At 38.8% G+C, this 14,465-nt stretch carries 7 protein-coding genes; 2 read left to right on the forward strand and 5 right to left on the reverse strand.

Features of this window, described 5'->3' with window-relative positions; all coding sequences use genetic code 11:
* Positions 1–4,571: MBG domain-containing protein (locus MM239_RS16515; protein WP_317235644.1), on the reverse strand; the 4,571-nt coding region annotated here is incomplete at its 3' end.
* Positions 4,572–5,210: 639 nt separating this feature from the next.
* Here MM239_RS16515 and MM239_RS16520 point away from each other — a divergent pair.
* A complete protein-coding gene (locus tag MM239_RS16520; protein ID WP_241349362.1) occupies positions 5,211–5,690 on the forward strand; it encodes a hypothetical protein in 480 nt (159 codons plus the stop codon).
* A gap of 95 nt (positions 5,691–5,785) precedes the next feature.
* Here the strand turns inward: MM239_RS16520 and xylA are convergent, their stop codons facing one another.
* The 4 genes from xylA to uxuA form a co-directional block, all read right to left on the reverse strand.
* On the reverse strand, positions 5,786–7,099 hold the full coding sequence (xylA, locus tag MM239_RS16525; RefSeq protein WP_241349363.1) for a xylose isomerase: 1,314 nt from the start codon (positions 7,097–7,099) through the stop codon (positions 5,786–5,788).
* Positions 7,100–7,134: 35 nt separating this feature from the next.
* Positions 7,135–8,631, reverse strand: coding sequence for a xylulokinase (locus MM239_RS16530; protein ID WP_241349364.1), 1,497 nt, complete (start codon positions 8,629–8,631; stop codon positions 7,135–7,137).
* Positions 8,632–8,648: 17 nt separating this feature from the next.
* Positions 8,649–11,501 carry a glycosyl hydrolase 115 family protein gene (locus tag MM239_RS16535; protein ID WP_241349365.1) on the reverse strand — a complete coding sequence of 951 codons (2,853 nt, stop codon included), beginning with the start codon at positions 11,499–11,501 and terminating at the stop codon, positions 8,649–8,651.
* A 137-nt stretch (positions 11,502–11,638) separates the two neighbouring features.
* Positions 11,639–12,856 (reverse strand): mannonate dehydratase, encoded by a 1,218-nt coding sequence (gene uxuA, locus MM239_RS16540; protein WP_241349366.1) that lies wholly within the window; start codon positions 12,854–12,856, stop codon positions 11,639–11,641.
* A gap of 574 nt (positions 12,857–13,430) precedes the next feature.
* On the opposite strand from uxuA, the gene MM239_RS16545 reads away from it, so the two are divergent.
* Entirely contained in the window at positions 13,431–14,462 is a 1,032-nt protein-coding gene (locus MM239_RS16545; protein WP_241349367.1) for a LacI family DNA-binding transcriptional regulator, read from the forward strand.
* Positions 14,463–14,465 lie beyond the last annotated feature (3 nt).

Raw genomic sequence — 14,465 nt, forward strand, 5'->3', positions numbered from 1 at the left:
TCTCCACCTGTTAAGGTGATTGGATAAGTCCCAACTCCTGAGCTCACTAATGCAGTGGTGCTGATGCTTGGCTCGGTGGCTACTTTGGTGTCTCCATTTACTAAGCCATCATAGCTGATGGTCAAGGTTGGATTTATTGTACCATATACCTTGGTTTTATCTTCTGCTGTGATGGTTACTAATGCTTTGGTCACTTCAAGATCACGCTCAATAGGCTCAGCAGGTCCAAAATTTTCATCTCCACTTTGACTGGCTGTTATTTTTGTGACTCCAGCTTTTAATATGGTAGCTTCATTACCTAAAATGTTAACAATAGTTGGATCTTCAGCTAAATAAGTAATTGTTAGCCCCTTGTCAGTTTGAACATCTCCTAAAATGAATGGTAAGTCACCATAGGTTTTATTATCAATTTCTGGAAAATTAATTGTCTGAGGTAAAATTGAAAGCTCTAAACCTGGAATTGGATTAACTTCAATCTCTAAATCGAAATCATCATAACTTATCGACTTGAAGTATGGGTAAGAAATATAGCCTTGGTCAACCAGTGGTTCTTTGATACTCCAGATATTTTCAAAATCCCAATTTGAATCAGAAAATGTAACCTTAGATTTCATTTCATTAGTTATCAACCCTTCACCTCCAAAATCACTTTCATCTAGGCCAGTAGTTTCAATATCCCAAAATGAATTTATCACGTCAGCCCCTGACATACTCCCAACTATCGGCCCGACATCTGAAGTACTATCTAAATTCATTTTTCCAATAACATAGACATTCTTGATCTGTGAATTGTAATTATAACCTATGATACCACCGACGTTATTACCTGAAGCATGCAAGTCCACTTGGGAGTATACATCCTCTATTTGAAGATTATAACTTTGACCAGATATTCCTCCTATAATAGATTCCCCAATAATTTCCCCTTTCGCAAAGGATTGGCTTATTAGATTATTTTGGTTATAATTTTCACAATATGCAACTAGTCCTCCCAAACTTTCAACACCTGTAATCCTAACATCAGTATAACTACTGCTAATACTTCCATCGAAAAGATACCCTGCAATACCTCCTAAGTAATAATCACCTGTAACCTCACCTGAAAAAGAAGAGTTTGAGATATTTATCTTTTCGGATGCTATTCCCACTAACAAGCCTCCATAATAGCCATTTAATCCTAGCTTACTGTTTGTGACTTCAATTTTATCAAAAGTTGATAAAGTAGCATAGGCAGTTAGACATCCTGAAATCCAGCCTCCTTCAACATTGAATTCATTTAACTTAAGATTCTTGAATTCAGAATCTTGAATAAATCCAAATAAACCAACTTGCCACTGATTTGGTCTCTTTATGTACAAGTCAGATATGGTATGCATTTCTCCATTAAAATGAAGGCCAAATTGATAGTTTGAAGGAAGCCAACCTTCACCATTATTGGAAGTTTCTGAAGCATAGACTGAATAACCAGTACTATTTTTATCCAAATCATTATTCAATACAAAATAACTATTATTGAAAAAGCGAATATTGAACAAATGCTCCCAATCTTCAATTTGGTATGGGTCAGATTCTGTACCTGATCCAGCTGCAAAAAACTTTTTTGTATTCTCAACTTCAGTAGTTGCGGTTATGAAATTACCCCAAGCATCAGTAATAGTATATGTAATCAGAGTAAATCCAGGGGGGAATATATAAGTTCCTACTTGACCGTTACCAGAGGCTGAAACGGCACCTGACATTTGCCAATTTAGAAGAGCAGAACTACAATTATCCCCGAAAACCACTTCTGGAACATCTGTTTCCCAATTTACAGAGTTTTCAGATTGGCCTGAAATTCTTTCGATAGCAGTAGCATAAGGTTTTTGATTATCTTCAACAGTAACATGAAAAGATTCAGTAGTTTGGTTTCCAGCTAAATCTTCAGCTGTCCAAAAAATTATTGTTTCACCAACCCCCAAAACCTCATTATCCAGCGTATTTTCGCCAGCTGAATATTCTTGAAAATATTCATGAGGACCAAAACTAATTTTAATATCATCCCATGCTACCCCAGCTCCTCCTGAAAATAAAACTTTCCATGAGCCAGATGAATAACTGGTGTTTTCATTAAAGTTTAATACCTGACCTGATTGTATATTGGTGATTTTACCTGAAATATTGATTCCATTATCAATTAATTCAATCAACACAGGGCTTTGATAAAATTGATTTCCTGGTCTACCATTAAATGAAGTATGAGTGATACCAGTGTAACCATCAATAAAATTATGAATTCTAAGGTACAAGCTATTGGCTGGCTCATTCGAATTTCCTGGATTCCTCAACCCACTACCTCTAGTGCCCATGAAAGCAATTTGACCTCCTATATTAAAAGTTAATTTTGCTGTTACATATACTGGATTGCTTTCAGTTGGTTGAAAATCATTGACTGTATAAAGTATATCACGACTGTTAACAGCATCTCCACTTTGGTAGGCACCATTTACTATTCTACCTCCATCTGAACCAACTTGAAAGTTAGCATCATTCCATGTTTCGCCTTCAAAGCTTTCTGATACTAGATTTGGACTTGGGAGTAACTTATGCAATGAATAAGTTATTGAAGCAATCCCTTCATTATTATCGGTGATTGATACAGGATCAAATTCCGTACCTATAATATTGTAACCACATTCATCAAGATCTGTAGTTCTTACGCTATTTGTTGGAAGGATTACTACAGGAGGTTCGGTATCAGCAAGTGTTTCAAAACTCTCCACTCCTCCATAACTTGACCCTTCAGCATTAGTAGCATAAGCTTGATAGTAGTAAGTAGTTCCAATACTTAATCCGGTGATGGTTTCTTGGAAAGTCCCTGTACCGTCCCCTGCAGTCACATTGGTTACACCGACCTCTCCTAAGGTTGGTGTATTGTCAGTAGTAGAGTAAACAAAGCCGCGAGAAGTTACTGGTGATCCACCGTCAGAGGCGATGTTGCCAGCCAGAACAGCTTCGTTAATCTCAATTCCTGTGGCGGCATCTGTGTTGACAATTGGGCTTGAAATTACAATTTCTGCTGGTTCAAAATTGATATTATCCAAAGCAACGTAAATATTATTGTACGGAGCTGCTTCTTCAGTATAAAATCTTAATTCATCGACATTATTCCAGCCGGTACCAAAAGTCAGTAAACCTGAATTACTTCCATATTCATCAAAATCCTCTCTAGCATAACCAATAGTGGCATTACCTATCCCATAATTTCCTGAAGTCCTTACTTCAAATCCAGTCACACTAACTACTTCTATTCCATTATCAAACCCTTTTATTGAATAGACCTCAGATACTTCTCCATTGGAATGTCCAAAGAACTCTGCCACAAATGAAACAATCCTAAAATTATTTGATGATTGTGTACTTTTAAAACTCACATAACCTCCAGGAGAATCGCTTATCATTACCACTGCACTGCCTGAAAAAAGTGGACTTGATGTGATCGCTTGGCTAACTGCATTGCCTATTCCAACAAGAGCGTCACTACCTGTATAGGTAATGCATTGATAAGTCAACGAAGCCCCATAATCTAAATTTTCATAGTCCCCAAAATCTTGATCCGGTGGGGTAGAACAATCCAATTCAGTCTCAAAACTCTCCACTCCTCCATAACTTATCCCAACAGCATTAATAGCATAGGCTTGATAGTAGTAAGTAGTGGCTGCACTTAATCCAGTGATTGTTTTTTGGAATGTTCCTGTACCGTCCCCTACAATCACATTGGTTACACCTCCCTCTCCTAATGTTGGTGTATTGTCAGTATTAGAGTAAACAAAGCCGCGAGAAGTTACTGGAGACCCACCGTCTGAAATGATGTTACCATTCAAAACAGCTTCGTTATTCCCAATTCCTGTGGTAGTAGTTGTGGTTAAAGAAGGTGACAAATTAGAACTTGCTGGACCAATTTCAATATCATCCATCCTGAAATTCTGATAGACTGTACCAATAACGGAAAATTCTATTCTAATCTCATCCACATTTGAAAACCCAGAAATCGAAGAAAAATTATCTGTATACATTGTACCAGAAATCATGCTGTTTCGGTTAAGGTTGGCACCTGTAACTGCCGAACCATCTTTGTAACCTTGGTATGTAATGTCCCAGTTAGTAAATGACCCAAAAGGTTGTACTTTTATTGACTTAAATGAGAATTTACTATTATCATTAGACTTAATAATCACTCTTGCTAGATTCGCATTGGGATTAGTGCCAACTCCTTGCATGAGGAGTAATTCATTCCCACTTATTACAGTCCCAGCGACTCTAGCGGTATGTGAGGGATCAATGGTAACAGAAGTAAAATCAAAACACGCAACCGTGGCCGTGGCTGAACCAGTTGCTGAAGACAATTCAGTGAATGTGGTAAACAATCCTGAAAAATCTGTTACCCCCACAGCTGGGGGACATGAAAAAACCTTTATACCGAAACTCTCCACCTCCTCAAAGCCTAATCTTTTAGCATTTCCAGTATAAGAATGGCTTTTAAAAGTACGAAATGGATTTAATGCTGGGATGTCCTCCTTTTTGTTTGTATTCAAAGAAGAACTCCTGTCAAATTCGATAATAGTAGAAGAAGAAATGAATGGTTCAGTAAAACCATAACTTTGTCCAAAATTTAAACAAAACAAAACAACTGCTAAAATTGATGTAACCAAACACCTGTAATGCTGTATGTTTTTTTCAAAATTATGTATTAGACATTGACAACTTTTAGTAAAGTTATTATCCATAAAATATATTAAGGTTTAGAAATGGGTGAATTAATTCCTGGCAGAATTATTGGCCAAAAAACTTTATTTATTTACAATTTTACAACCTCTTCTGACCCCAAATACCGAAAATGAAACAACAAGTCAGAGAAGTCCAAAATACCATTTTCAAACAGCAAAATTGGAAATTTGAAAAATGAGGTTTCTGAAAAAAAATTTACCCATGAAAACTGAAAGTCAGGTTTTGCAACCAAAATCAATACGTCAAAACTGAATATAAATGAAAATTGACATAAATATTGATCTCGGAAAAGTATAAAATACGCTACCAATTCATCACTGAATCCTATGAAAATTCTGTCACTGAATACTGGCAATCACATTTCTTCAAGGCATAAATTTAGCACCGCTATTTTTATCAAAACTAAAAATATTGTACATTTAACAATAGCCAAACAATATAAAGTGATGAATCAATTTAAACTCAAATCAATTATCACAATTCTTTTTATGCTATTGTTTGCCTCCTCATGCCTTGTAGATTCATCCGAAGATTTGGAACCAATAATTGATCCTATTGAAATACCTGTAGGTGCATGGATAGAAGTAGAGAGGATCATCGGAGAAAATGAAGTAGAGGAGCTAGAAGCGGGAAATAAACTGATGCTTTGGACCATGGAATTTAAAGAAGGTTCTCAAAATTATGGGAATTTAGAATTGGCCTTATTTTACGAATACAATGCAGAAAACCTAAACATTGATATGAATCATAGTGGCGATATCAAATTTGAAAATGGCCTGGTTACTTTTTTTAATAATACAAATGGTGGATTTGGAGTTCCTGTAGCCATATTGAAATATGAACAAAATGAAGAGTACCTAACATTGATAGACACAACAGCAACCCCACAAGTTGAAATTAAACTGATTCAATTAGAAAATGAATAGGTTCGATTAAAGCTAAACCAAAACATAAAGTGTATAAGCAAAAAAACCTTTGAGGTTACAAGAACCCCAAAGGTCAATTAGAATTTTAGCTTCTCTTAAATGAATTGATTGAGAATATTCTCATACAATTCTTGCTTGCCGCTAGTTTGCTTAGGCTCGCCTGTTGCCAGAGCATGAGCACGAAGGTCTTCAAGTGTCAACTTACCTGCTTCAAACTCACTTCCTTTTCCTTCGTCAAATGAAGCATAACGCTTCTGACGCAAAGACTTATAAGCTGATTTTTCTAAGATCTCTTCTGCAATGATCAATGATCTTGCAAAAGCATCCATACTTCCTATATGCGCATGGAAAAGATCCTCCATATCTGTGGAGTTTCTTCTGATTTTGGCATCGAAGTTTACACCACCACCATCGATTCCTCCACCTTCAAGGATTACCAATTGACATTCTGTAAGCTCCTGAAGGTTGATCGCAAACTGATCAGTATCCCAACCATTTTGGTAGTCACCCCTATTCGCATCGATACTACCTAGCATTCCTGCATCTACAGCCACTTGAAGCTCATGTTGGAAAGTATGTCCCGCAAGGGTAGCATGGTTCACTTCTAGGTTCAATTTAAAGTCCTTGTCCAATCCATGGTGTCTCAAAAACCCAACTACAGTAGCAGCATCGTAATCATACTGATGCTTGGTAGGCTCCATAGGCTTAGGCTCAATCAGGAAGTTACCTTTGAAACCTTTAGACCTTGCATAGTCTCTAGCCATAGTCAAGAACTGGGCTAAGTGCGAAGTCTCTCTCTTCATATCGGTGTTCAACAAGGACATATACCCTTCACGACCTCCCCAGAACACATAGTTTTCACCTCCTAGCTTGATCGTCGCGTCGATGGAGTTTTTCACCTGCGTACCAGCCCATGCAACTACATCAAAATCAGGGTTGGTAGAAGCACCATTCATGTATCTAGGATTCGAGAAAACATTTGCAGTTCCCCAAAGTAACTTTACACCAGTCTCTTTTTGCTTTTCCAAAGCATAGTCAGTAATGATTTTCATCCTTTCTTCATACTCTTCGATAGAAGCTCCCTCGTCAATCAAATCAATGTCATGAAAACAATAATATGGAGCTCCTATTTTTACAAAAAATTCAAAAGCTGCATCCATCTTATCTTTTGCTCTTTGTACTGCGTCTTCATTGGCATCCCAAGGATGTACCATAGTACCTGGACCAAAAGGATCTGCACCTGTAGCACAGAATGAATGCCAATAAGCAATAGCAAACTTGAAGTGCTCCTTCATGGTCTTGCCTGCCACAACTCTTTGCTCATCATAAAACTTGAATGCAAGAGGATTCTGAGATTCTCTTCCTTCAAACTTGATCTTATCAATATTAGGGAAATAGGTTTTTGACATGATTATAAATTTAATTGTTTGTTTTATATTTTTATCTACTTGTTTTTGACTTTATCCAAATAGCCTTTCCAGTTTTCATATACCTCTTGGTATGCAACAGTCAGCTTTTGATCTGGCTCAAGAGAAGCGATTTTTTCCAAACCTGCAAAAGCATCATCATGATTGCTGAATAATCCTAGACCAATACCAGCACCTCTGGCAGCACCTTGAGATCCATCCGTATCATAAAGTTCAAGAGAAACTTGATTCATATTGACAAATGCTTCTCTGAAAATTGGGCTCAAAAACATGTTAGCATGTCCTGCTTTGACAGTCTTGAGATCCAAGCCCATAGCTTTCATGATATCAAAACCATAGGTCAAAGAGGAAACAATTCCCTCTTGGGCAGCTTTCAAGACATGTCGTCGGTCATGCTTCAGCAAATTCAAGCCTTGTAGACTTGCATCCACTGTTTTGTTTTCCATGATTCGCTCCACACCATTTCCAAAGGGTATAAAAGTCAAGCCTTCAGCTCCAATTGGGGCTTGAGCGGCCAAATCATTCATCTCTGGATAGGTAATCTGCTCTCCTCCTATCAACCTTTTGACCCATGAGTTCAAGATTCCTGTACCATTCACGCAGAGAAGTACACCATATCGAGGAGCCTCTATTGTATGATTGACGTGAACGAAGGTATTTACCCTAGACTTTGGATCATAGAGTGGTTCTTCGGTGACGCCATACACAGTGCCTGAGGTACCAGCTGTTGTCGCTAGCTCACCTGCTTTCAGTACATTTAGCGAAAGGGCATTGTTAGGCTGATCTCCTGACCTATAGCAAATAGGGATACCTGAATCTATACCTAACGCTGCGGCTGCCACCTCATTGACTTTACTTTGTACAGAAAATGAAGGAATGACATCTGGGATCAATGAACCATCTATTTGGTAAACATCTAGAACTTTCTGGCTGATTCCATTTGACTTGAAATCCCAAAAAATTCCTTCAGAAAGCCCTGACTCGGATGTCAAAACCTCACCACTTAGCTTCATGGCAATAAAATCACCTGGAAGCATTATTTTATGAATTCTCTCATACAGCGCTGGTTCATTTTCTTGAACCCAGCGAAGCTTAGATGCTGTGAAGTTACCCGGTGAATTTAACAAATGAGGGAGACAATAATCAGCCCCCAATTGATCAAATGCTGCATTCCCAATCTCTACTGCCCTACTGTCACACCAGATGATCGCAGGACGAAGCACTTGCTGCTGTTCATCCACAAGCACCAAACCATGCATTTGGTATGAAATACCTATCGCTTTGATTTCACCTGACTTCACTTGGGCTTTTTGGACCAAAATCTGCGTGCATTGTACAGCATAGTCCCACCACATCATAGGGTCTTGCTCCGCCCAATCCTTATGGGGAGAGTCTATGGGCATTTCTACTTTTGGAAGCCCCTCTGATGCTACCGCTTTTCCAGTATCAGCATCTAGCAAAGTAGCCTTTACGGATGAGCTTCCAATATCATAGCCTAATAATAATTTTCTCATTGTCATTCAAATATAAATCAATGTACAAAGACACTTTCTTTTGGCCCCAAATAGCTTGGCTTCAGGTTTCCAGTGTCAATAATGATGCGTTGGAAGATGATACCAGGATTTACCAAGTATATTTTCAATTCGTTTTTACCTTTTTGAAACTCCACTTTCTTCTTAGAAATATTGATGCTGTTTGCTACCCAACTGTTCCAATGATGTGGCCTTTCATTCTCATGAATAGAGACCAAAGTAGGAGCAGATTCATTGGTTGCAATACCATATTGCAAACCTTCAATGGTGTTCAAATAGTTCAGGGTAGGACTTGCATAAACTTGCACTTCATACGTCCCCGCTTCTTCCACCCACACATCGTAAGAAAGGTAACTACCTTGGACTTCAGTCGACTCGGTATGGCTGATCATAGGGGTCGCCATCACTGAATTCCCTGTTTTACCCATATCTTCCAAGATTTCCCACTTGATCGGGTTCTCTTCATGTTTTGAAGTAAAATGATCGGCCTCCATAGCTACTACACCATAATATGGAACAAAACCTGTAAAGGATTCTTCAGTCAAGTAATTATGGATAGGGATTTCTACGAGTACCTTATCTTTCCCACTGCTGATTTCTAATTTGGCGACGTGCTTGCCTTTTGGAGCAAGGTTCCAATCAATTTTCACTGGAATGATCTTTTCTGTAGCAATTGCTTCTTGTCCTACTTCGAAGCTTAGCCATTTACTATTGCTTTTGGATTTCACAGTGATAGGATCATTTCCTTTATTGAAAAGCGTCACTTCTAGGTAGTATGGATCATATGGAGATTGGACCACAGCTTTCAAGTTCTTATTTTCAGGAAAAAACTCCGGACTGTCAGAGATCGCTACTCCTAGAGATCCTTTTGAGGCTATCTCAATGGTATTCAGATCAGGGATTTTATCTCTGTTAGGTTGTTGCCAATAGGTATAGCCAATATGCGTCTGATCCATCATATGTGGCCATTTTCCTCCAGCCAATTCATTGTTGTAAAATGCTGAAATTTCAGCATCTCTTTTGAAAAAAGCTTCCACTTCTTCTGCTTTTTTGTTGGTCAGGTTACGACCTTGTTTGGCATAGAGGTGATTCAAAGCTGTGCTTTCATATAGCCTATGAAGGTTTGCCGAAGCTATAATCGGATGCTCTACAAGTTGAAAATAGGCATCATGATAGCTTGGGTCAAGTTTTCCTTTGATATCAGAACACAGCTCTTCCAGCGCTTGCCATTCTGCCGACACCCTGCTCATTTCCCCATAATAATGGATACTGTAAGTATTCTGGTCTAGTAATTCTGGTTTTCTTCTACCACTCAACTTCCCAAATCCTGCTATCAAATCTGCAATTTGATTGGCATAGGTTTGACCAAATTGGGAAGCTGACCAAGATTTGGTATATGCTTCAATACCCACCGCAGGTATGGTATTTGGATTCCATGCAAAGTCCAAGAAAAAAGAAATCGGAAACTCCATAGGCTTGATGTCCCCCACATTGACTACCCAAAGTTCATCTACGCCATGTCTGTAAGTCCTGTCCATCTGCTCCCAGATTTTAGGAATTGGATTGGTGTTGATCCATTTGTAGTTTCTAGGCCCTCCTACATAGTCAAAGTGGTAGTACATACCATATCCTCCTTTGCGAGCTGGGGCTCCTATTGCTGGCAGTTTGCGCACATTGCCCCAATTATCATCACATAGTAATAAAGTCACATCATCAGGTACTCGCATCCCCTTGTCGTAATACTCCTGAACCTCCTTGTACAAGGCCCAAAATTGTGGCGTTTCTGATGCGGGCTTCCCAGTCACCTCTTCGATGATCCTTCTCTGGTCTTCGATGATTTGTTCTAGAAGTGCAATGTTGTTTTCTTCACTCATTGGTTCATCACCATCACCTCTCATTCCCAAAGAGACAGTAGACTCCATGTTACCTTGTCTCTCCATTCCTTTTCTCCAAAAATCCTGTAGCTCCTCTTTGTTGGTCTGATAGTCCCAGTCACCTTTTCCGTACCTAGACCATTCTGCATGTGCCCTCATTAATGGCTCGTGGTGAGAAGTGCCGATCACTACCCCATACTTATCAGCCATAGGCCCATTGAGCTCATCATCATCGTAGAATGCCCTACCCCACATCGCTGGCCAAAGGTAATTTCCTCTTAGCCTAAGGATAAGTTCAAATACATTCTCATAAAATTTGTGATTGAATCCTCCAAATTGCTTTGTAGCCCAACCAGCCAAGGCAGGTGCCTCATCATTGATAAAAATTCCTCTGTACTTAACGGCAGGTGTACCTTTGGTATGCACACCATAATCTACAAAAAGTTTTGAATGCTTCTTCACTGGGACGTCCGCCCACCAATACCAAGGTGATACACCAATCTGCTCTGACAGCTCATAAATTCCAAAAATTGTCCCACGCTTATCACTTCCAACGATTACCAAAGCTTGATCTACTCCTTCGAAAGGATGCTCCACAGTCAAAACCTCGAATGTCTCCCACTTTCCTGACAAACTCGCCGCTTTGATTTTCCCTTCCTTGACCAATTGATCTATTAACTCGCTCTCTCCTAGTTGTCCTATGATCACTTGTGTCTTGCCAGCTTGTAGCGCACTTTGAATCTTTGGCTGGTTTCCAGTGACAAGGTTGATGTCCTTTTGTAGATTTTCTACAGCTATCGCAATGCCCTCGTCTTTTCCATCAAACACTAAGTCTGCCAATTCTTCATCCACAAGTGGGAAGCTTTTTAGTTTTGATGTTGGAGACACAAAACTAGCACTACCAACTTGCGATACTGCTTGAAAACTCACAATTATGGCAAAGCAAAAAATGGTGATAAATCTAGATAAATGGTACATTTTGGGTAAAGGTTTAATAAATTCAATTTTTAATCATTGAGGTAATTTCTAATGAAACTTCTAAATCTTAGATTGGTAAATAGCAACCTGAATAAACGTTGCATTAAATGCATTCTTTGGTTAAATCCCTAGAAAAGTCAATTTTCAAAGGTAGCGATGTTGCCTTTTGAATAGACTGATTGATTTGATTTCAGCATCCTGGCAATACCAAGCTCCAATCCTCTCAATTCAGCCAAACCCTTCAATCTTCCGATAGCTGAATACCCCGGATTGGTATCCTTCTGAAGGTCATCAAGCATCTGATGGCCATGATCTGGTCTGAAAGGAATTGGAGATTTTCTTTGATTGTTGAGCTCTACCAGTACTTTCATCACTTCGAACATATCTACATCTCCATCCAAATGGTCTGATTCATGAAAATTACCAAATTGATCTCTTTTGACATTTCTCAAATGAACAAAATGAACCCTTTCACCAAAGGTTTTGAGGATTTCTGGAAGGTTATTGAATGGACCTGCTCCAAGTGATCCAGTACAGAAACAAAGTCCATTGAAAGGCTGCTTCACAGCGTCGAATATCCACTGAAGGTCTTCTGCATTGGAAGTGATCCGAGGAAGACCCAAAATAGCATATGGTGGGTCATCAGGATGTATCGTCATTTGAATCCCATAAGACTCACATGTATCTGCGATTGCATTCAGGAACAGCGCCAAGTTATCCCTTAGACCTTGCTTTCCAATGTTCTTATAAATTTCCAAGCTATTCCTCAGCTGAGGAATGGTGATCATTCCCTCTGTAGGAACCCCCATGCATATGATCTCTTCCAGCTGCTGAATTTTTTCAGGTGTATAGCTTTCCAACCTGTTGTTCAAAATAGAGATCACTTGAGGAGAATAATCATCCGCAGCATTGGCTCGCTGAAGCATATGGATATCAAAATATGCCAAATCTGCCCAATCTAGGTAAAGTGCTTTGGCTCCATTTTTCAGGCTAAAAGCAATATCTGTTCTCGTCCAGTCTAATACCGGCATAAAGTTGTAGCAAACCGTAGTCAATCCAGCTTTGGCTAAATTGACCAAGCTTTGATTGTAATTTGCCAGGTATTTTGGAGCATCTTCACTGTTGGTTTTGATTGATTCATGCACAGGTACAGATTCCACTACAGCCCACCTCAATCCAGCTGACTCAATCTCATTCTTTCTCTTAATAATATCTTCATGTGTCCATACTTCACCATGAGGGACATGATGTAAGGCTGAAACTATTGCCGTAGCACCTGCTTGCTTGATGTCACTTAGACTCACAGGATCATTGGGACCATACCAACGCCAAGATTGGATCAAGTTATTTTTCATTCAAGTGTTCAATTTGCTCGTAAATATCTCAATTAGGGGATAAAAGAAACCGGAAGTCCCCACAGGGAACCCCGGTATTGAATAATAAACCCTAAATTCATTTAAACTATTACTTATTATGATTCTTCAATCAATCTGAGTTGCATTTGTCAAAAACACTACTCAAAACACATTATCACTTAATTTTCAATAAAATAGCTTCTATTCACCTCAATATCTTCACAGCTATTTGATTTGATGTGATAAACTTGGGCAAATTTTCACAAAAATGCAACCGATTTCATTTTTATTTCAACAAACTTATCAAAATCTTTTTTCGCATGGCACATTCTGCTTATTTATCACCTGATATCAAATAGTAATTCTAATCAAGAAGGCATCCTATCTTAATAAAATTGGCAAATAAATCATTTGTTGCTGAATAACTTCAGAGCAAATCGATTTCATCTATTCTATTTTGTTATGCTAAGAAAAAACTATACTTTTGGAAGGGTCTGTTATTTTGTGAAATAAATACCGACTTTTTTTCGAACATGAAAACATAAAGCTTCATAGAAGTTTTACAAGTAGTAATATGGATAAAGAAGTTACAATATATGATATAGCAAGGGGTATTGGAGTATCACCAACAACTGTCAGTAGAGCGCTGAACAATCACCCTGCCGTGAAAGAAAAAACTAAAAAGAAGATTTTTCAAGCTGCTGCGGACATGGGCTATCAGTCCAATGTCTTTGCCGCCAACCTAAGAAGCAAAAAAACCAACAACATCGGAGTAATCGTTCCTAGTTTGAACAGTAATTTCCAAGCATCTGTATTGGCAGGCATGGAGAAAGTTGCCAACGAAGCTGGCTATAACCTCGTGATAAGTCAATCTTTAGAGTCTGCCGAAAAAGAAATAGCCAATACAAGGTCAATGTTCAAAAGTAGAGTGGACGGACTGATCGTATCCTTGGCTAGTGAGGCCGAGCATTTGGATCATTTTGCCCCTTTTCACAAAAAAGGGATTCCCGTGATGTTTTATGATAGAATCACCAACAGTGAAAACAGCACAGGAGTCACCATAGATAATATTCAAGCTGCTCAAGTAGCCACCAATCACATGATTGAGCAAGGCTGCAAAAGAATTGTTCATGTGCTCGGAAGTACTAAAATAAGTGTATATGCAGACAGGCTAAAAGGCTATAAATATGCATTGATCGATAAAGGCATTCCATTCGAAGAGGAAATGGTTATTGTATTGTCTGAGATAAATGAACTGGCAGCGGAGCAAGTAGTAGACCAAATCATGCAAATGGACCCTTTACCTGACGGTGTATTTGTCTCTAATGATGCCTGCGCAGCTAGCTGCATGAACCACCTCAAGCAACGTGGAATCAGAATTCCTGAAGATATGTCTATCGTAGGATTCAATAATGAAGTAATCTCAAGGCTAGTCGAGCCTAAGATCACAACAATCAATTACCCTGGGTTTGAAATGGGAGAAGTAGCCATGAGAAACCTTATCAATCACCTTGATGAACCTGAAACAGCACTTCTACATAACACCAATCGAATCACGCTAAGGTCTGAATTGCTGATAAGAGATTCTTCCCTTAAAAAAAAATGAGCT

This window comes from Belliella filtrata (genome assembly GCF_022549775.1).
GTDB classification, from domain to species: domain Bacteria; phylum Bacteroidota; class Bacteroidia; order Cytophagales; family Cyclobacteriaceae; genus Belliella; species Belliella filtrata.